Here is a 19,169-nt window from a genome sequence, read left to right as displayed (position 1 = left end):
CGCGCGTCTCGCTCTTCGGCAGGTCGCCCAGGGGAAATCGCAGGAACTCCAGCTGATCGCGCGTAGTGCCGAACAGGAAGTAGCTCTGGTCACGCGACGGGTCGGCGCCGCGATGAAGCTCGGCGCCCTGGGCACCCTGCACGCGGCGCACGTAATGGCCGGTCGCCAGCGCTTCGGCGCCGAGCTCGCGGGCGGTGCGCAGCAGATCGCGGAACTTCACCGTCCTGTTGCAAGCGATGCAGGGCACCGGCGTCTCGCCGCGGGCGTAGGAATCGGCAAATGCTTCCATCACTTCGGCGCGGAACCGGCTCTCGTAGTCCAGCACGTAGTGGGGAATCGACAGCCGCTCGGCAACCTGCCGGGCGTCGGCAATGTCCTGGCCCGCGCAGCACGCCCCGGTCTTTCCAACGGCGACACCGTGGTCATAGAGCTGCAAGGTGACGCCGACCACGTCGTAGCCCTGCTCCTTCAGGAGCGCCGCCGTCACCGACGAATCGACGCCGCCCGACATCGCAACGACGACGCGCGTGTCGACCGGTGACTTGTCGAGCCCGAGGGAATTCCTGGCCATGGCCGGGTCTATATAGGCGCGGATGGGTGCTGGCGCATCCCGGACACGCGATTCCTCCCCCCCGTCGTCGGGGGAGGTGCGCCCGTAGGGGGCGGAGGGGGAAAGCCTCAAACGAGATATTTGAAGTTCCGACGCCGAACTCGGAGAAAGGGCGACTGAGGCTTTCCCCCTCCGCCCCTTCGGGCCCCCCCCGATTACGGGGAAGGAAAACTCTCTAATCCCGTCGATAGCCGGTATCGCGGATGGCCTTGGCCACGCCGTTGCGGTCGTAGACGATGGCGACGCGGTCGCCGACCTGGATGTCGCCGTCGTCGACCTGGGCGATGGTGACCTGCTGGCCGTCGTCCCGCCGGACGGTGACCTCGATGCCGCGACGGGTGGACTGCTGGTCGATGGCGGTGCCGGCGATCGCGCCGCCGACGGCACCCAGCAGGCCGCCGACCACGGCGCCGCCCACCGAGTTGGTGGTGGCCGCGCCGATCGCGGCGCCGCCGGCCATGCCGACGCCGCCGCCGATCAGCGTGCCGTCGCTCACGCCGGTGTTGCCGCTGCGTACCGCCACCTCGCGGATCCTGATGACTCGGCCGGTCTCGCCGCGGTAGCCGCCCTGAGCCGAAGTATTGACGACACCCGGCTGAACCGCGCCGCTGCTGCCGTTGCACGCGCTCAGTCCCGCCGCCAGGGCCAGCGGGATCAACAAGCTCAGAAGCCACTTACGCAGCATGGGGTGTCACTCTCTCCAGATGTAAGGTCGGAACCGGAATTCAGTCTTGCCGTACCGACGGGTCGCGTACCGCCTGGGCGACCCCCTGGCGATTTTGGATGATCTGCACCCGATCGCCCAGTTGGACATCGCCGTCATCCGGCTGGGCGATCGTGATCCGCTGCCCGTCATCGCGCTGCACGACCACCTCGATGCCCCGCCCGGCGCCGCGGCTTCCGTCGGCGATCGATCCGGCAATGGCGCCACCGACCGCACCCAGCAGAGCGCCCACCAGCGCACCCCCCAGGCTGTTGCTCGTGATCGCGCCGATCGTCGCACCGCCGCCGGCGCCGAGCAGCCCGCCCCACAGCGGGCCGCTGCCGCCTCCGCCGCCCCCGGCTCCCTGCAGGGCGATCTCGCGGATCGCCACGACCCGCCCCGTGTCGCCCGATCCGGGCGTGGCATAGACGCTGCCCTGGGACGGCACATTGCCGGAGGGCCCGCCATAGGGTCCGCCAGGATAGGGTCCGGCTGCCGGATACGACCCGGAGGGGCCGCTCGAGGTATGGACGATGCCGGGCTGCACGGCGTTGGAGGCGCATGCCCCCAAGCCCAATGCCAGCATCAGCGGCAGCAGCAGAACACGGAACCAGTCGCCCCTCATGACACCCTCCCAGGCATCATTACTGTACGACATGATTCTTGCTCAAATTGCGGCATACCGCTAGGCCACCTGTTGAACCATCATCTCCGGTGCACGTATTTCCGATCGGGGCGCGCCCCGATCGCAAATCGCTCTAGCCGCGTTCGTCGATCCACGCCGCTTGGATGGCTTCGAGGATCTTCTCGTTCGACCGGTTTGGATCGTCGGCGAATTCGGGCAGCTCCATGATCCAGCGATGCAGGTCGGTGAAGCGGAGATTGACGTTGTCAGCCTCAGGGTGGCGCTCCTCGAGCTCGATGGCGATATCCTGGACATCGGTCCAGCGCAGCTTGCGGGCCATCGCCCCTCCTCCCTACTTGTCGACCATCATGTTGCGGGTCGCCGCCGGAAGGCGGACCACGAGGCCGTCGAGCGATTCGGACATGCGGATCTGGCAGCCCAGTCTCGACGTGTGGGTAAGGCCAAACGCGAGGTCGAGCATGTCCTCCTCGTCCTCGCTCGCCGGTGCCAGCTGATCGAACCAGTTCTTTTCCACGATGACGTGACAGGTCGAGCAGGCGAGCGAGCCCTCGCAGGCGCCCTCGATGTCGATGTGGTTGCGATGGGCGATCTCGAGGACGCTGAGGCCGATCGGCGCATCGACTTCCTTGCGCGATCCGTCCTTGAGGATGAACGTCATCTTCGGCATTCAGCAAGACCTCGTCATTCGCCCACCCGGTTTTCCAGTTCGCTTACAGCCATTCCCGACAGCGCGTCCCGGATGCCGCGATCCATTCGACGCTCGGCGAACGGCTTGGACAGCGCTTCGAGCGCTTCGGCCGCAGCATTGATTTCCTCCCGATCATCGCCCGGGAGCGCGGCTTCCAATCGCGCCCGGCCCGAGTCGAGGGCGCTGCGCTCCTCGGCCGACAGCAGATCACCGTCCCTGGCGAGCGCCGTCTCGAGCGCCAGCAGGTTCCGCCGCGCCTCGACCCGTGCCTCGGTGAGCAGACGCTGGGTCATGTCGGCCTCGGCATTCTCCAGGCTGTCGTAGAGCATGTCGGCCATGTCGTCGTGGCTGAGGCCGTAGGACGGCTTGACCTCGATGCGCTGCGCCACGCCGGTGGTGCGCTCCTCGGCCGACACGGTGAGAAGCCCGTCGGCATCGACGGCAAACGTCACCCGGATGCGCGCCGCGCCCGCCGTCATGGGCGGTATCCCGAGCAGCTCGAATCGCGCCAGACTGCGGCAATCGGCGACCATCTCGCGCTCGCCCTGCACGACATGGATCGCCATCGCCGCCTGGCCGTCCTGGTAGGTCGTGAATTCCTGTGCGAGCTGGACCGGGATCGGCGTGTTGCGCGGCACGATCTTCTCGACAATGCCGCCCATCGTCTCCAGGCCGAGGGACAACGGCGTCACGTCGAGCAGCAGCGTATCGCCGCCGCCGGTCAGGGCTTCGGCCTGCAATGCAGCACCGAGCGCCACTACTTCGTCAGGATCGATGTCACTCAGCGGCGGCTTGCCGATCATCGCGGCGACGGCGGCGCGAACGCGCGGCACCCGGGTCGAGCCGCCGACCAGCACCACCCCCTCGATGTCGCGTGCCATCAGGCCGGCATCGGCCAATACGCCACGTGCGATGTCGATCGTGCGGGCGACCCAGGCGTCGATCATCGCCTCGAAGGCAGCGCGCTCCAGCGTGTGGAACGACGGCACGCCGGCAATCTCGAGCCGGCCCGAAGCCTGATCGCGATCGGACAGCTGCTCCTTGACCTGCCGGCCGAGCGCCAGCGCCGCCTTGACCGCCGCTTCGTCGACCTGGTCACCAAGGCCGTCGGTACGGCGCTCCGCCAGCATGCGCTCGGCGATCGCGCGGTCGAAATCATCGCCGCCCAGCGCCGTGTCGCCACCGGTCGCCAAAACCTGGAACACGCCCTTCTCGAGCCGCAGCAGGGAGAAATCGAACGTGCCGCCGCCCAGATCGTAGACCGCGTACAGGCCCTCCGAGCCCTTGTCCAAGCCGTAGGCCAATGCCGCCGCCGTCGGCTCGTTGACGAGCCGCAGCACCTCGAGGCCCGCGACTCGCGCCGCATCCCGCGTCGCCGTGCGCGCGGCGTCGTCGAAATAGGCGGGCACGGTGATGACCGCGCGCTCGATCGGCTTGTCGAGCGCGGCTTCGGCACGGCTGCGCAGCGCCCTGAGGATCTCGGCCGATATCTCGACCGGCGAGCGGGCCTTGCCGCCGATCTGCAGCTTCACCATGTCGGTCGGCCCGCCGCCCGGGGCGATCTCGTACGGCAGCACGCCCGCGACGGCCTGGAGATCCGCGGCACCGCGGCCCATCAGCCGCTTGATCGATGCCACGACATTCCTGGGTTCCCGGCTCGCCAGCAGGCCCGCCGCATCGCCGACCAGAACGCCACCGGCCGCCGGGTAGGCCACGACCGACGGCACCAGGGCGCGTCCCGACTCGTCGTGCAGGGCCGCCGGCTTTCCGTCGCGCGCGAAGGCCACCACCGAATTGGTCGTGCCGAGATCGATGCCGACCGCCAGCGATCCCTCGCCGGCATGCGGCAGGGGCGTTTCGCCGGGCTCGTGGATCTCAAGCAGTGTCATGGCCTCGGCCGTTCGAGATTCGTGCGTCGCGCCTGCACTTCCTCGGCGAACTTGTCGAGGTAGCGCAGGCGAAGGAGCGTCTTTCTGATGGCGGGCTTGTCATCCTGCAACAACAAACTCGCGAGGCTTGCCAAGGCTGCCTCGGCATCCTTTCGGGCCTGTCCGGCCAGGGTTTCGACCTCGTCCACCGTTGCCGCCTCGTGCAGCGCCTCGCGCGCCTCCATCGCCTCCATGAGGAGGTCGGGATCGTCGATGGTCTTGCCGTCGCCGGGCAGCTCGACCCCCTTCAGGGCGGCGAGATAGACCGCACGATCGACGGGGGCCTTGAGCGTGCGGTAGGCGTCGTTCAGGGCCGCCGCTTCGATCGACGCCCGCGCCCGCTCATCGGCCGGCCGGCCGACGAACCGATCGGGATGCCACTGCCGCTGGCGCGCGAAATAGGCTTGGTCGAGCTGAGCGAGCTCCAGGTCGAGCGCCGCCGGCAGTCCCAGCCGCGCGAAATGATCCATGATGAAGCTTCGCCGGCCGGGTGATCAGATGTGGAAGGATTCGCCGCAGCCGCAGCGGCCCTTCTCGTTCGGGTTCTTGAAGACGAAACCCGACTTCAGTTTCTCCTCGGCATAGTCCATCTCAGTGCCGATCAGGAACAGCGACGCCTTCGGGTCGATCAGCAGCTTGATGCCGCTCGCTTCGACAACCTCGTCCATCGGCTGCTGGCTGTCGGCGAACTCCAGCGTGTAGGACAGGCCGGAGCAGCCCTTGGTGCGTACGCCAATGCGGATCCCGGCCGTGGGCTTGTCGCGGCCGTCGATCAACGCCTTGACGCGCTCTACCGCCGCCTGCGTCACGGTCATCAGCTGAGGCCGCGGCCGACGCGGCCGCGCCGCCGCGGGCTTCGGCGTCTCGACAGTGGTGCTCATCTACCCTACTCCGCAGCTTCGTCCTTCTTGGCCATCTTGGCGCGATAGTCGGCGATCGCCGCCTTGATCGCGTCCTCGGCCAGGACCGAGCAATGAATCTTCACCGGCGGCAGCGCCAGATGGCGCGCGATGTCGGTGTTCTTGATCGTCTCGGCCTCGTCGATCGTCTTGCCCTTCACCCATTCGGTGACGAGCGAGGACGATGCGATCGCCGAGCCGCAACCGAAGGTCTTGAACTTGGCGTCCTCGATCAGGCCATCGGCGCCGACCTTGATCTGCAGCTTCATGACGTCGCCGCATGCCGGCGCGCCGACCAGGCCGGTGCCGACATCCTCGGAATTCTTGTCGAGCGACCCGATGTTGCGCGGGTTCTCGTAGTGATCGATCAGCTTGGCGCTGTAGGTCATGACACTCTCCTCGAACTTGCGGCGGGCCTCAGTGGGCGGCCCATTCGATTGACTTGAGGTCGATGCCCTCCTGGGCCATCTCCCACAGCGGGCTCATCGCCCGCAACTTCTCGACATGGCACACCAGCTCGTCGACCGCGGTATCGACCTCGTGCTCGGTGGTGAACCGGCCGAGCCCGATGCGCAGCGAGGTATGCGCCAGCTCCTCGTCGACTCCCAGCGCCCGCAGCACATAGCTTGGTTCGAGCGATGCCGACGTGCACGCCGAGCCGGACGAAACCGACAGATTCTTGATGCCCATCATCAGCGACTCGCCCTCGACGTAAGCGAAGCTGATGTTGAGGTTGCCGGGGATGCGATGCTCCAGGTCGCCGTTGACGTAGATTTCCGACAGCCGGCCCTGCAGGCCCTTGAGCATGCGCGCCTGCAGCCTGGTCAGCCGCTCCGCCTCGGCATCCATCTCCTTCATGGCGATCTCGGCCGCCTCGCCCAGCCCCACGCAGAGCGGCGCCGGCAGGGTGCCCGAGCGGAAGCCGCGCTCCTGGCCGCCGCCGACGATCAGCGGCACCAGGCGAACTCGCGGCTTGCGGCGAACATAGAGCGCGCCGATGCCCTTGGGGCCGTAGATCTTGTGGCCGGAGATGCTCATCAGGTCGATGTTCATCGCCTCGACGTCGAGCGGGATCTTGCCGGCCGCCTGGGCCGCGTCGGTATGGAAGAAGGTCTTCTTCTCACGGCAGATTTTGCCGATCTCGGCCAGCGGCTGGATCACGCCGATCTCGTTGTTCACCGCCATGACCGACACGACCACCGTCTTGTCGGTGATCGCGGCGCGCAGGGTGTCGAGATCGATCAGGCCGTTCTTCTGCACCGGCAGATACGTCACCTCGAAGCCCTGCTGCTCGAGATGGCGGCAGGTATCGAGCACGCACTTGTGCTCGGTCACCGTGGTGACGATGTGGTTCTTGCGATCCTTGTAGAACTCGGCGACGCCGCGGATGGCGAGGTTGTTCGACTCGGTGGCGCCCGAGGTGAAGATCACTTCCTTCTCGTCCGCGCCGATCAGCTTCGCGACCTGGGCACGCGCCTTCTCGACGCCCTCCTCGGCCTCCCAGCCATAGGCATGGCTGCGCGAGTGCGGATTGCCGAACTTGTAGGTGAAGTACGGCATCATCGCCTCGAGGACCCGCGGATCCAGCGGCGTGGTCGCCTGGTAGTCGAGATAAATCGGCTGGTCGTTGCGCCGGATCTGGCTAAGGACGCTCATGCTTACCCCATGGATTTCCTAGGCTGCCCGGGCATTGTCAATATCCGACTTGCCCGCTCGGATATATAGGTCCCGCCACGTCCCGATCAAGCGATCAATGTCGCCCGATTCGCTGTTCCAACCCAGGCTGACCCGGATCGCCGTGGCGGCCTCGGCCGGCTCCACGCCCATGGCGTCGAGCACGGCGGAACGCTGAACCTTGCCGGAGGAGCACGCCGCTCCGGCGCTGACACAGACACCGGCCAGATCGAGCGCCATCACCTGCGTCTCGGCCTTCACGCCCGGCATCGAAATGCAGCTCGTATTGCCCAGTCGCGGGGCACCGGCGCCGAACACCCGGGCGCCCGGCGCCAGTTGCAGCAGCGCCGCCTCCAGGCGGTCGCGCAACGGCGCCATGGACAGGCCGGGTTGCGCGGCTTCCGCCGCCGCGCCGAAGCCCGCGATGCCGGCCAAATTCTCCGTGCCGGCCCGGCGATTGGCTTCCTGGCCTCCGCCGCGCCGATCCGGTGTCAACGGGGCTCCGCTGCGTACGACCAGGGCGCCAATCCCGGTCGGGCCGCCGAGCTTGTGCGCCGACAGGCTGAGGTAGTCGACGCCGAGCCCATGGATATCGAACTCGAGCTTGCCGGCTGCCTGGACGGCGTCGCAATGCACCAGGGCTCCGGCTCGACGGGCCAAGCGCACCACCTCGCCGACCGGCTGGATGACACCGGTTTCGTTGTTGGCCAGCATGACGGAAACCAGAGCGGGCTCGGCGGCCTGCGAAAGCATCCGCTCGAGCGCCCCGAGATCGACGACGCCGTCGCGGTCGACGCGGATGATTTCGGCGTCCGCGGACGCCTTGAGCACGCTGTCATGCTCGACCGCCGAGACCAGCACGCGCCTGCGACCGCTGCCGGACAGAGTCAGATTATTTGCTTCCGTGCCGCCCGAGGTAAAGACAACCTCGCCCGGCAGGCACCCGGCCAACGCCGCCACGCGGCGGCGCGACGCCTCGACCAGGCCGCGCGCCTTGCGCCCCGCGCTATGAACCGCCGACGGATTGCCGCCCGCGCGCAAAGCCGCGACCATGGCATCGAGCGCTTCCGGTCGCAGCGGGCTCGTTGCGTTGTGATCGAGGTACGCGGGTGCACGCATGGTCCTGCCGTCAGCTGGCGGCGGCGACGGAGTCGGGCTTGGTAACCACCGGTGCTTCGATGATGTGCGTCGTCAGCTTGCGCTCCAGCACATCGCGCAAGGTGACCGAGCTCAGGAACATGTGGATCTGGTTGCCGAGCTCTTCCCACAGGTCATGCGTCAGGCACTTGCTGCGGTCCGCCCGACAGCCCGTCGCCCCCATCTCGGTGCAGCGCGTGGCGGTGATTGGCTCGTCGACGGCGAGGATGATCTCGGAGACCCGCGTCTCTGCCGAGCCGCGCGCCAGCCGATAGCCACCGCCGGGGCCGCGGACGCTCCTCACCAGGCCGGCGCGGCGCAGCCGGGCAAAGAGCTGTTCCAGATACGACAACGAAATTTCCTGGCGGGTCGCGATATCCGACAACGATACCGGCTTGGCCTGGGCGTGACGGGCCAGATCGACCATCGCCATGACGGCATAACGCCCCTTGGTGCTGAGCTTCACAGCATCCTCCTGGTGCCGGACAATCCCGGCGGTCGCTCACGAACGCCCAAAGGTCTTGAAAACCAAGGCGTTAGTACGATATTTCAACCCCCTGACAGGGACTTGGCCCAAAGACCAACCTGTTGACTGGGATTTAATAAGTCTGAGTTGGCCAGTCAAGTATCAAGATTGCTGCGGCGGGCTGTGGCCGCCGGCGGCCAAGAATGAGGGATTTTCGGAGTTTCCATGCCTGATGTGATGTTTACTGGCCCCGAGGGTCGTCTCGAGGGTCGCTATCACCAGAGCAAGGAAGAGCACGCGCCCATCGCCCTGATCCTGCACCCGCACCCGCAATATGGCGGGACGATGAACCACAAGGTGGTGTTCTCGCTGTTCCACGTCTTCGTCAATCGCGGCTTCTCCGTCCTGCGTTTCAACACCCGGGGCGTCGGGCGCAGCCAGGGCCGGTTCGACAATGGCATGGGCGAGTTGAGCGATGCCGCCGCCGCTCTCGACTGGCTGCAGACGATGAATGCCGACGCCAAGTCGTGCTGGATCGCCGGCTACTCCTTCGGCGCCTGGATCGGCATGCAGCTCCTGATGCGCCGTCCGGAGATCGATTGCTTCGTCTCGGTGGCGCCGCCGGCGAATTCCTACGACTTCGCCTTCCTCGCCCCCTGCCCGTCGTCGGGCCTGATCGTCGGTGCCGAGCGTGACGAGGTCGTGCCGCTCGCCGACATCCAGAAACTGGTGGCGCGCCTGTCGCTGCAGAAGGGCATCACCGTCGAGCCGCGCACCATCAAGGGCGCCAATCACTTCTTCCACGATTCGCTCGACAAGCTCGCGGTCGAGGTCGACCGCTACGTCGCCAAGTGCCTGCTCAATCCGCCCGGCCGCGCGACGAGCAACAAGGAACCCTAGACCTACAGGTCTCGCTTCGATCCGACGTCATGCCCTTCCGGACCGCGAGCGTCTCGCTCGCTCATACGGAAGAGCGAGCGAGACGCTCGCGGTCCGGAAGAGCATGAACCCGCGCCAAGAACTCGACAGTCACGGCAAATGCAGGCGCCCGCCGGTCATCGGACGCGGGGCGCCGGTGGTTCCGGGAAACGTGAGCGGCAGGCCGCGCAGCGCACGTACGGCCAGATAGGCGAAGGCTTGTGCCTCCAGCGCATCGCCGTCCCAGCCGAGATCCGATGCCACGATCACCTCGGCGCGCGTTTCCCCGGCGATCGTTCGAACGAGCGTTGGATTTCGCGCGCCGCCGCCGCAGACGATCCATTGCCGAACCGGCTGCGGGAAATGACAGGCTGCAAGCGCAATCGCCCGGGCGGTGCCGCGCGTCAGGGTCGCCGCCCCGTCGGCGGCGCCGAGCCCGTCGACCCAGGAATCGGTGAAATCGCCGCGGTCGAGCGACTTCGGCGGCTTCTGGCTGAAGTAGCGATGCTCGGCGAATCGTTCGAGTCGGGTTCGATCGACCTTGCCCGCTGCCGCGAGCGAACCGTTGAGGTCGAAGCGCTGGCCGGCACGGCGGGCGCACCAATCGTCGATCGGTCCATTGCCCGGCCCGGTATCGAAGGCGAGCAGCGCGCCGTCGTCGCCGATCCAGGTGACATTGGCGACGCCTCCGACATTGACCACGGCAAGCGGCCGCGACAGCGTGCGGACCAGCGCGGCATGGTAGATCGGCACCAGCGGCGCGCCCTGTCCGCCGGCCGCGACGTCGGCGCTGCGCAGATCGTTGACCACCTGTACGCCGAGCGCCCGCGCGAGCGCCGCGCCGTCGCCGATCTGCCAAGTGAAGCGCCTTTCCGGCCGATGGTTGATCGTCTGCCCGTGAAACCCGACGACGTCGATCGAGTCGAGCGGGATCGCGTGCTCGCGCGCCCACAGCCGGGCAGCCTCGGCATGTGCCTCAGTCACGGCGCCCTCGGCGGCAGCGGTTTCGGCGCTCGCCTGCTCCGCGCCGAACACGCCGCGGATCACTCGACGCACGGCGTCGTCGTAGGGAACGGTGAGAGAGGGGCCGAACGACGAAATGCCCTCGCCGTCGGTCTCGATCAGGGCGACATCGACGCCATCGACCGACGTCCCGCTCATCATGCCTAGCGCCCTGAGCGTTTTTCCCTGCTCGGTCATGCCGTCACCGCGCGGCAAAGTAGTGGCGCATGCGCGCGATGAACGGGCCGTCCTGCTCCGGACTGAACAGCAGGCTATAGCCCGGCAGCGGCTGGACGTCGCCGATGACCAGCCATCCCGATCTCAGGCGACTGATGATGAAGGGATTTTCTCCGCGACGGGCGAGCGCTACGCGCTCCTCGGTGAGATTGGACAATCCTGTTCGCTCCTATTGGGCCGATTCGCTCCGATTGGACTGGGCGCGGGACGCCCGTTGAGGGCGCGGGCCGCCCATGTTACATCCCGCCGCTTCACGGACAATTCGCTGGTCGGAGAAATGGCGGGCTTCAAGTCGGATTTCATGCGGGTCGTGCACGAGCGCGGCATGGTGCACCAGTGCAGCGATGCGGCGCGCCTGGACGAGCTGCTGTCGAGCGGGACCCGCACCGCCTATATCGGCTTCGACTGCACCGCCGACTCCCTGCATGTCGGCCATCTGCTGCAGATCATGCTGCTGCGCTGGTGGCAGAAGACCGGGCACAAGTCGATCGCCCTGATGGGCGCCGGCACGACCAAGGTCGGCGACCCGTCGGGTCGCGACGAGACGCGCCAGCTCCTGACGCCGCAGCAGATCGACGCCAACATGGCGTGCATCCGCAAGAGCTTTGCCAACTACCTGACGTTCGGCGACGGCCCGACCGACGCGGTCATGGCCAACAATGCCGACTGGCTGGACACGCTGCTCTACATCCCCCTGCTGCGCGACGTCGGCCGGCACTTCTCGGTCAATCGCATGCTGACCATGGATTCTGTGAAGCTGCGGCTGGAGCGCGACCAGCCGCTCACCTTCCTCGAGTTCAACTACATGATCCTGCAGTCGTACGATTTCGTCGAGCTGCACAAGCGCTACGGCTGCATCCTGCAGATGGGCGGCTCCGACCAGTGGGGCAACATCATCATGGGTGCCGATCTCGGCCGCCGCATGGAAGGTGCGGAGCTGTTCGCCCTCACCTCGCCCCTGCTCGCGACCAGCTCCGGCGCCAAGATGGGCAAGACCGCCGCCGGCGCCGTGTGGCTCAATCCCGATCGCCTGAGCCCGTACGATTTCTGGCAGTACTGGCGGAACAGCGAGGATGCCGACGTCGGACGCTTCCTCAGGACCTTCACCGACATGCCGCTCGACGAGATCGCCCGCCTCGAGGCCCTGAAGGGTCAGGAAATCAACGAAGCCAAGAAGATTCTGGCGACCGAGATCACGACGCTGGCGCACGGCAAGGCGGCCGCCGAGCTTGCCGCCGAGACCGCGCGCCGCACGTTCGAGGAAGGCGTCAAGGCGGAATCGCTGCCGACGATCGACCTGCCGCGCGCGCGTCTGGCCGCCGGCATCGCCGCCTTCGAGCTCCTGCACGAGGCCGGCTTGGCCGAGAGCCGCAACGAGGCGCGCAAGCTCATCAAGGGCGGCGGCGGACGCCTGAACGACCGGCCGATCGACGCCGACACGGCGACCGTCGGCGAGCGCGATCTCGACGCCTCCGGCATGCTCAAGCTGTCAGCCGGCCGCAAGCGCCACGTCCTGGTGCGCGCGGTCTGAATTAATTCGCAGGGCGCCCTCTTTCTCCTCCCCAGCGTCCTCGCTGGGGAGGAGAACGATCACGGCGCGCGTCTGACCTCGGGCGGCAGGGGCGGCTGAGGCGAGTCCTGTTGCGCGTTGAACAGCTCGCGCAAGGCGCCCGGCGCCATCGCCGACATCATGTTGACGTCGGTCTTGAGATCGGCGAACGGCCCGTAGAGTTGGTACGAGACCGCGAACAGGCCGCCGTCCTTGCCGCCGGTCAGCAGCGGCCCCAGCAGCGGAACGTTCGACAGCAGGTTGTTCAAGGCGAAGGCCGGCACGACGATCCCCGACAGCTGCGCGGTGTCGGTGCGGATATCCACCCAGCCGCGTGCCGTCAGGCCGATCGACTGGCCGCTGGTGTGGCCGTTCTTGATCTGAATGCGATCGCCATTCTTCGTCAGGCCGGCTTCCAGCCCGTCGAACTGCTGCAGCCCGTTGCCGGCCCGGTTCAACCCATCGATGGCGCTGTTCAGCGTCCCGATGTTGCCGCGCGGCGTGACGCGCTGCAGACGGAAGGGCCCCATCTTGAGCTTGCCTTCGAGGGCGGCGGTCGGCGAATGATCCCGGTAGCGCCCTTCGATGTGCAGATAGCCTTCGGCGAGACCGTCGATCCATCCGGCATCGCGCAGCATGGCGCCGAAATTGGCGACATAGAAGAACACCGATCGGCCGGGATTGCCTGGCGTCACCCTGAACGTCGAACCCTGGCCGGCGCCGAACGTCACGTCGGCTGACACGATGGTCTCGCCGGAGAGTTCGACGCGTCCATTGGCGTAGCCCAGTGTCCCGATCTCGGTGAGCACCTGCTGGAGCTGCAGGTTGAGCTTCGTGTGGGCGTGCGACACCGCGGTCGCGCCGGTCGGATCCTTTGCCGCAGCCTCGTGCCGCGACCTGAGCGCGTGGCGCACGCGCGGCATCTCGAGCGCCGGACCGCGCAAGGCCATCTCGGCGCCACCCGGCGTGCGTTTCCATTCGCCGGCGATGTCGGTCCGGCCGATTCTCAACTGCTGCAACACAACCTGCTGCACGGTGTTGTCGCCGTTGAAGCGAACCTGGCCTACCGCCAGCAAGCCATTGCTGCGCGCATTGTAGTCGATGGTCTGGATCTTGCCGCCCGCTGCGAGTTTCGCCGTCAGCTGGAGCTGACCCTCGACGCCCGGTTCCTTATTCCAATCGAGCGGCGGCGCGCTGGCGTGTGCCCCCTTGATCTCGAACCTGCCGACGACCTCGCTCGTCCCGTTGGGTCCGACCTGATAGTGCAGCGTGGTGGCAATCGGACCCTTCAGCCAGGGCTCGGGCGATGGCAGCCCCGCCTTGGCGATCAGGGCGGCCGGGATGGTCCCCCTGACTTCATAGCGCTGGCGATAGGGCACCCTGGGTCCGAACAGGCTGCGCCACGTGATGTCGACCTGGCTGCCGTCGAGCTTGCCGTTGCCCGAGATGCCGAGCTCGGAATTGGCGTACTTCACCTGGGCAGACGTGTCGCTGAGATCGACGCTTCCGATCGCACCCCGAAGCGAGAATTTCGACAGGGTCGCCTCGGCCTTGATGGCGAGGTCCGAGACGGTCAGGGCATTGAGCAGCGGGAAGTCGAGCGACAGGTCGATCGACACCTCGCCCCCCAGCCGCCGCGGGTCGTAGAGCACGTCCTTCGGCAGGCCGAGCTTGGGTTGCGACAGGAAGCGAACGACTTCCTTGGCCGATCCGCTGATCGGCACGCGAATCGACGCATGCTGCGGCGGCGGATCGGCAAGCCCTGTCAGAACGATCGTGGCGCCGCTCGTCCGCAGCCCCGCCGCCGTGCCCCCCGCCACGTCGAAACGCAGCATGCCGTTCTCGTAGCGCGCCTTGCCCGACACGCCCTCGAGGTCGGGCATCTGCGGCATGTAGCGCACGGTCATGCCACGGTAGTCGATCATGCCCACCATGCGGTTGACCTTGAGCTCGGCCAGGTCGTGGCCGGGCGTGCTCAGGCCGAACTCGGCGACGACGTCGATCTCGCCTTTCCTGAGGTTGGCGAGCGCCCAGGCACGACCGCCCTCAGCGAACGGAATGGGCCAATAGTCGCCGAGGCGGTCGACGGGAACATGCCGCACCTCGGCGCGGCCGCCGAAGGTCTGCCCGTCGATGGTTCGCTTTCCCGATCCCGTCACCAGGATCTTGGCGGCGCCAAAGTCGATCGCGATCCGCTCGATTTGCGCGGTATGCGAGAGGGCGTCCACCGAAACCCGCGCCCCAACCGATTTGACCCGGTGAGGCACCGGCAGCACCCCGGGCAGGGTGACGGTGCCCTCCCCACCGGTGACCTCGACGACGACATGGCGCACGTCACCGCGGCCGTCCGCCTCGATCTGCATTTGGCCGGACAAGCTGAGGTCGACGCCGCGCAGCATGGCGGCATCGGGCGACAGGTCGGCGAACAGCGCGGGACGCACGTCGCTGACGAGGGCCGTGACCGACACGCGGCTGCGATCGCGCGCATAGATGCCCGACACCGTAATGTTGATCGGCTCCCCGCCATCGGGGCTGAAATGCGCACTGGCCGAGATGATGACGCCACCGGCGTCGCGCGTCAGGCGGACGCGGGCCGCCGGCGCGAGCCATACGATCCCGGTGTGCTCGTCGCGCAGGCTGAGCCGCGCCTGCTCGACCGCCACGGTGTCGAGCTGGCCGAGCAGCGACTCGTCGTTGGGCTCGGAAAGCAGCTGCTCGAAAAGCACCCGCACCAGTTCGTTCTGCGAATCGGCGTCCGACCGGGCAAAGATCCGCTGCAGCATCCCGCCCTCGCGGGCGATCTCCGCCTCGATGGTCGGCCGCTCGACGATGACGGACCTCGGCAGGAACCTGCCGCGCACGACGTCACGCGCGTCGAACGACAGCGCCAGCCTCGGCGCCGTCGCAATGACCTGGTTCTGCAGGTTGGTGATGCGGATGCCGTCGAACACCAGCCTCACCGGTTGGCTGAGGCTGCCCCATTCGATGAAAATGCGGTTGGCATCGGGCTTGTAGTCGTTGCCGGGCACGTCGACCGCCTCGGCGATCCGGGTCTTCAGGAAATCGAGGTCGATCGGTCCGGACATCAGGCGCATCGCCGCCACCACGACGAGCGCCAGAATGGTTAGGACGATTCCAGCCGCGATACGGACGGCCACACGGCAGCTTCTCTTGACCAAAGACCGCTTCTTCCAAGTTCTTGACGGTGGTGCCGTCCGCAGGCCAGCGTGCCGGAGGACAATGCCAATTTAACCGACCTGCGCCTCGTATGTCTTGGCTTTCGACTGCCCAACTGCCGCAGCCCCACGATCGCGAGCGGCGCGACGTCGCCTGGGCGCGATGGCAGGAGTCGGCGGCGATGCCCGAGGATCCGGCCGCCGTCGCGTTGCTCGACGCCCTGTTCGGCAACAGTCCCTACCTGACCGAGACGGCGCTACAGAACCAGAGTTTTATGACCGATCTGTGGCGTCGCGGTCCCGATGCCGCGAGCATCGATCTGTCGGCCGAGCTCGAGGCCACGCGGGCGGCGGCACGCGACAGCGCTCCGCCCGTGACCATCGCCACCAGCCTGCGCCGGCTGAAGCGGCGCGTGTCGCTGACCGTCGCCGTTGCCGACATCGCCGGCCACTGGCCGCTCGACCGGGTAACCGGCGAGCTCAGCAGCTTCGCCTCGAGCTGCCTGTCGGCCCTGAGCGATTCGATCCTGTTGCAGCTGGCGCGCGACGGCCAGCTCGCCATCGGCAACGATCCCCAAGCCGCCGCCTTCACCGTGCTCGGCATGGGAAAGCTTGGTGCCGGCGAACTCAACTACTCGAGCGACATCGACCTGATCCTGCTCTACGACCGCGACGCCCCTGCCCTCGCTGGCAACGACCAGCTCTCGCGGCATTTCGTGCGGGCCGCCCGCATGCTGGTCCAGCTCATGTCGGAGACGTCGGCCGACGGCTACATCTTTCGTACCGACCTTCGGCTGCGGCCCGATCCGGGCTCGACGCCGCTCGCCATGTCGGTCCAGGCCGCCGAGCTCTACTACGAAAGCGTGGGCCAAAACTGGGAACGGGCGGCCATGATCAAGGCCCATCCGGTCGCCGGCAACCACGCCGTCGGCGCGGAATTTCTCACCAGCCTCAAGCCCTACATCTGGCGCCGGCATCTCGACTTCGCGGCGATCCACGACATCCATTCGATCAAGCGCCAGATCGACGCCCACCGCGGCGGGGGCGCGGTCAAGGTGCTGGGCCACAACATCAAGCTGGGTCGCGGCGGCGTCCGCGAGATCGAGTTCTTCGCCCAGACCCAGCAACTGATCTTCGGCGGCCGCAATCCGGCGCTGCGCCTGCGGGCGACCTGCCAAACCCTGCGCGCCCTCGCCGCCGCCGGCCACGTGACGCCGGCGGCCGCGGAGGACCTGATCGAGGCCTACGGCTTCCTGCGCCGCGTCGAGCATCGCCTGCAGATGGTAGATGACCAGCAGACCCACAGCCTGCCCACCGACGAGGCCGGCCTGGCAGCGATCGCGACCTTCCTCGGCTATGGCGATGCCCGAACGTTCAGCGACGCGCTGCTCGCCTGCCTGCTTTGCGTCGAGGGCCACTACGCCCGGCTGTTCGAGGAGGCACCGAGCCTCGCCGGACCGGGCGGCAACCTGGTGTTCACCGGGGCGGACGACGATCCCGGAACGCTGGAAACATTGCGTACCCTCGGCTTTCGCGATGCCTCCGCCGCGGCGGGCATCGTCCGTCGCTGGCATCACGGGCGTTACCGGGCCACGGCGACGGCGCGGGCCCGCGAACTCCTGACGGAACTGATGCCGGGCCTGCTCAAGGCCCTGGCTTCGACTGCCGCACCAGACCAGGCACTGCTCAACTTCGACCGCTTCCTCAACAACCTGCCGGCCGGCGTACAGCTCTTCTCTCTGTTCAAGTCCAATCCTGCCTTACTCGATCTGGTGGCTGCCATCATGGGCAGCGCGCCGGGCCTCGCCGCGCATCTCGCGCGCCGCACCCTGCTGCTCGACTCGGTGTTGTCGCCCGCGTTCTACCGCCCCCTGCCTTCGGCACCGGAAATGGCGGCCGATCTCGCGCGCAGCCTGGCAGAACTCGACCACGAGCAGGACATCCTCGACCAGGCCCGCCGCTGGGCCAACGACCGACGCTTCCAGGTCGGCGTGCAGCAACTCCAGGCCATCGTGCGGCCGGCCCAGGCGGGAACGGCCTATGCCGATATCGCCGCGGCCACGATCTCCGCACTGTGCGATCGGGTCGAGCGGCGCTTTGCCGAAACCCATGGCGGCTTCCGCGGCCAACGGCTCGCCGTGCTGGGCATGGGCAAGCTCGGGAGCCGCGAGATGTCGGCGACCTCCGATCTCGATCTGATCTTCGTCTACGATATTCCGGCTGGCATGGAAGCGTCCGATGGACCAAGGCCGCTGCCGCCAATCCAGTATTACACGCGGCTCAGCACCAAGATCGTGACCGCCCTCACCGCGCATACCAACGAGGGCGCGCTCTACGAAGTCGACATGCGTCTGCGTCCTTCGGGACGCGCCGGCCCGCTCGCCAACTCGCTCGAAGGCTTCGAGAGCTACCATGCCCAGTCGGCGTGGACCTGGGAGCACATGGCGTTGACCCGGGCACGTGTCATTCACGGGCCGGCGGGGCTGGTCGAGCGCCTGACCGACATCGTGACGGCGACCCTGTGCCGGCCGCACGACCCGGTTTCCCTGGTCCGCGACGTCGCCGACATGCGCGACCGCATCGCGCGCCATGCGCCGCCCAAGAGCCGGTGGGACTTCAAGCATCTGCCCGGCGGCTTGTTCGATATCGACTTCGTGGCCCAGTACCTCGCCCTGCGGCATGCCGCCGAACGCCCCGATCTGCTCGATCCCCATCCGGGCGAGATGCTGCGCCGCGCCGCCAACGCGGGCTTGCTGGACCGGGCTGACGCCGAGCGCCTGCGCACCACCCGCGCCCTGCTGAGCGATGTCCAGAGTCTGCTCCGCCTCACGTTGGACGGCGACGAATCGACGTTCGACGAGGCCGCGGCGCCCGAAGGCCAGCGACGGCTGATCGCCGCCACCGAGGGCGCGTCCAACCTCACCGAGCTGCAGATGCGCATCGACGCGGAGACGGCAGCAGCCCGTGCTATATACCGACGCATCGTCGAGGAGCCGGCGCGTGCCGCCGGCTGGAAACCGCGAGCCGACGACAAGGGGAACGAACCATGAGTGTCGAAGCAGGCGAGAAGGCGCCGGATTTCAGCGCCGCGACCGACGGCGGCAAGAAGCTGAAATTGTCCGACCTGCGCGGCAAGCCGGTCGTGCTCTATTTCTATCCCAAGGACGACACGTCGGGGTGCACGGCCGAAGCGTGCGGCTTTCGCGACGCCCTGCCCGACTTTTCCAAGGTCAAGGCGCAGGTCGTCGGCGTCTCGAAGGATAGCGTCGCGCGCCACGACAAGTTCAGGGCGAAGTACGATCTCACCTTCCCGCTGGTGTCGGACGAGGACGGCAAGATCTGCGAGAAGTACGGAACCTGGGTCGAGAAGAGCCTCTACGGCCGCAAGTACATGGGCATCGAGCGCGCCACGTTCCTGATCGACAAGACCGGCACCGTCGCCAAGGTGTGGCACAAGGTGAAAGTGCCGGGCCACGTCGCCGAGGTGCTGGAAGCGGTCAAGGGGCTGAAGTAAGCGGCGGCGCTCTTCATGCTCC

The 19,169-nt window shown here is 67.3% G+C and carries 19 protein-coding genes; 4 read left to right on the top strand and 15 right to left on the bottom strand.

Annotated elements, in window-relative coordinates; all coding sequences use genetic code 11:
* From AB7O82_RS28275 to AB7O82_RS28220, 12 genes are all read right to left on the bottom strand, one after another.
* Nucleotides 1–571, bottom strand: a 571-nt coding sequence (locus AB7O82_RS28275) for an MnmA/TRMU family protein (RefSeq protein ID WP_428620730.1), incomplete at its 3' end; no start/stop codon positions are given.
* Between the two features lie 214 nt (nt 572–785).
* Nucleotides 786–1,295 (bottom strand): hypothetical protein, encoded by a 510-nt coding sequence (locus tag AB7O82_RS28270; protein WP_428548038.1) that lies wholly within the window; start codon nt 1,293–1,295, stop codon nt 786–788.
* A gap of 40 nt (nt 1,296–1,335) precedes the next feature.
* Nucleotides 1,336–1,971: a hypothetical protein gene (locus tag AB7O82_RS28265; RefSeq protein ID WP_428620728.1), complete on the bottom strand. Its 636-nt coding sequence runs from the start codon at nt 1,969–1,971 to the stop codon at nt 1,336–1,338.
* Nucleotides 1,972–2,071: 100 nt separating this feature from the next.
* Nucleotides 2,072–2,278, bottom strand: coding sequence for a Fe-S cluster assembly protein IscX (gene iscX / locus AB7O82_RS28260; protein ID WP_428548044.1), 207 nt, complete (start codon nt 2,276–2,278; stop codon nt 2,072–2,074).
* Nucleotides 2,279–2,290: 12 nt separating this feature from the next.
* Nucleotides 2,291–2,626, bottom strand: a complete 336-nt coding sequence (locus AB7O82_RS28255) for a ferredoxin family 2Fe-2S iron-sulfur cluster binding protein (RefSeq protein WP_428548047.1) — start codon at nt 2,624–2,626, stop codon at nt 2,291–2,293.
* A 14-nt stretch (nt 2,627–2,640) separates the two neighbouring features.
* Entirely contained in the window at nt 2,641–4,536 is a 1,896-nt protein-coding gene (gene hscA, locus AB7O82_RS28250) for a Fe-S protein assembly chaperone HscA (protein ID WP_428548050.1), read from the bottom strand.
* A complete protein-coding gene (gene hscB, locus AB7O82_RS28245; protein WP_428548053.1) occupies nt 4,533–5,045 on the bottom strand; it encodes a Fe-S protein assembly co-chaperone HscB in 513 nt (170 codons plus the stop codon). The genes hscA and hscB overlap by 4 nt, the downstream gene beginning before the upstream one ends.
* Before the next feature lie 24 nt (nt 5,046–5,069).
* On the bottom strand, nt 5,070–5,456 hold the full coding sequence (locus tag AB7O82_RS28240; RefSeq protein WP_428548056.1) for a HesB/IscA family protein: 387 nt from the start codon (nt 5,454–5,456) through the stop codon (nt 5,070–5,072).
* Between the two features lie 5 nt (nt 5,457–5,461).
* The gene (iscU, locus tag AB7O82_RS28235; protein WP_428548059.1) at nt 5,462–5,863 is read right to left on the bottom strand and encodes a Fe-S cluster assembly scaffold IscU; all 402 of its coding nucleotides are present in this window, start codon (nt 5,861–5,863) and stop codon (nt 5,462–5,464) included.
* A gap of 28 nt (nt 5,864–5,891) precedes the next feature.
* Complete coding sequence (locus AB7O82_RS28230) at nt 5,892–7,130, bottom strand: IscS subfamily cysteine desulfurase (protein WP_428548062.1); 1,239 nt, start codon at nt 7,128–7,130, stop codon at nt 5,892–5,894.
* Nucleotides 7,131–7,148: 18 nt separating this feature from the next.
* Nucleotides 7,149–8,267: a cysteine desulfurase family protein gene (locus AB7O82_RS28225; protein ID WP_428548064.1), complete on the bottom strand. Its 1,119-nt coding sequence runs from the start codon at nt 8,265–8,267 to the stop codon at nt 7,149–7,151.
* A gap of 10 nt (nt 8,268–8,277) precedes the next feature.
* Nucleotides 8,278–8,751: an Rrf2 family transcriptional regulator gene (locus AB7O82_RS28220; RefSeq protein WP_428548067.1), complete on the bottom strand. Its 474-nt coding sequence runs from the start codon at nt 8,749–8,751 to the stop codon at nt 8,278–8,280.
* Nucleotides 8,752–8,976: 225 nt separating this feature from the next.
* Between AB7O82_RS28220 and AB7O82_RS28215 the strand changes: the two genes are divergently transcribed.
* Nucleotides 8,977–9,651, top strand: a complete 675-nt coding sequence (locus AB7O82_RS28215) for an alpha/beta hydrolase (protein WP_428548070.1) — start codon at nt 8,977–8,979, stop codon at nt 9,649–9,651.
* 129 nt (nt 9,652–9,780) lie between these two features.
* Here AB7O82_RS28215 and AB7O82_RS28210 read toward each other — a convergent pair whose 3' ends face one another.
* Together AB7O82_RS28210 and AB7O82_RS28205 are read right to left on the bottom strand one after the other, a co-directional pair.
* Nucleotides 9,781–10,869 carry an anhydro-N-acetylmuramic acid kinase gene (locus AB7O82_RS28210; protein ID WP_428548073.1) on the bottom strand — a complete coding sequence of 363 codons (1,089 nt, stop codon included), beginning with the start codon at nt 10,867–10,869 and terminating at the stop codon, nt 9,781–9,783.
* A 4-nt stretch (nt 10,870–10,873) separates the two neighbouring features.
* On the bottom strand, nt 10,874–11,065 hold the full coding sequence (locus AB7O82_RS28205) for a hypothetical protein (protein WP_428548076.1): 192 nt from the start codon (nt 11,063–11,065) through the stop codon (nt 10,874–10,876).
* 120 nt (nt 11,066–11,185) lie between these two features.
* On the opposite strand from AB7O82_RS28205, the gene tyrS reads away from it, so the two are divergent.
* On the top strand, nt 11,186–12,439 hold the full coding sequence (tyrS, locus tag AB7O82_RS28200) for a tyrosine--tRNA ligase (RefSeq protein WP_428548079.1): 1,254 nt from the start codon (nt 11,186–11,188) through the stop codon (nt 12,437–12,439).
* Nucleotides 12,440–12,498: 59 nt separating this feature from the next.
* Here the strand turns inward: tyrS and AB7O82_RS28195 are convergent, their stop codons facing one another.
* The gene (locus AB7O82_RS28195) at nt 12,499–15,615 is read right to left on the bottom strand and encodes a DUF3971 domain-containing protein (RefSeq protein ID WP_428548082.1); all 3,117 of its coding nucleotides are present in this window, start codon (nt 15,613–15,615) and stop codon (nt 12,499–12,501) included.
* Nucleotides 15,616–15,815: 200 nt separating this feature from the next.
* Between AB7O82_RS28195 and AB7O82_RS28190 the strand changes: the two genes are divergently transcribed.
* A complete protein-coding gene (locus AB7O82_RS28190) occupies nt 15,816–18,683 on the top strand; it encodes a bifunctional [glutamine synthetase] adenylyltransferase/[glutamine synthetase]-adenylyl-L-tyrosine phosphorylase (protein ID WP_428548085.1) in 2,868 nt (955 codons plus the stop codon).
* On the top strand, nt 18,680–19,147 hold the full coding sequence (bcp, locus tag AB7O82_RS28185) for a thioredoxin-dependent thiol peroxidase (protein WP_428548088.1): 468 nt from the start codon (nt 18,680–18,682) through the stop codon (nt 19,145–19,147). The genes AB7O82_RS28190 and bcp overlap by 4 nt, the downstream gene beginning before the upstream one ends.
* Nucleotides 19,148–19,169 lie beyond the last annotated feature (22 nt).

The sequence above is a fragment of the Reyranella sp. genome, assembly GCF_050185545.1.
Classification (GTDB): domain Bacteria; phylum Pseudomonadota; class Alphaproteobacteria; order Reyranellales; family Reyranellaceae; genus Reyranella.
Note: the sequence above shows the minus strand (reverse complement) of the source record. Positions and strands in the feature narration are given on the sequence as shown.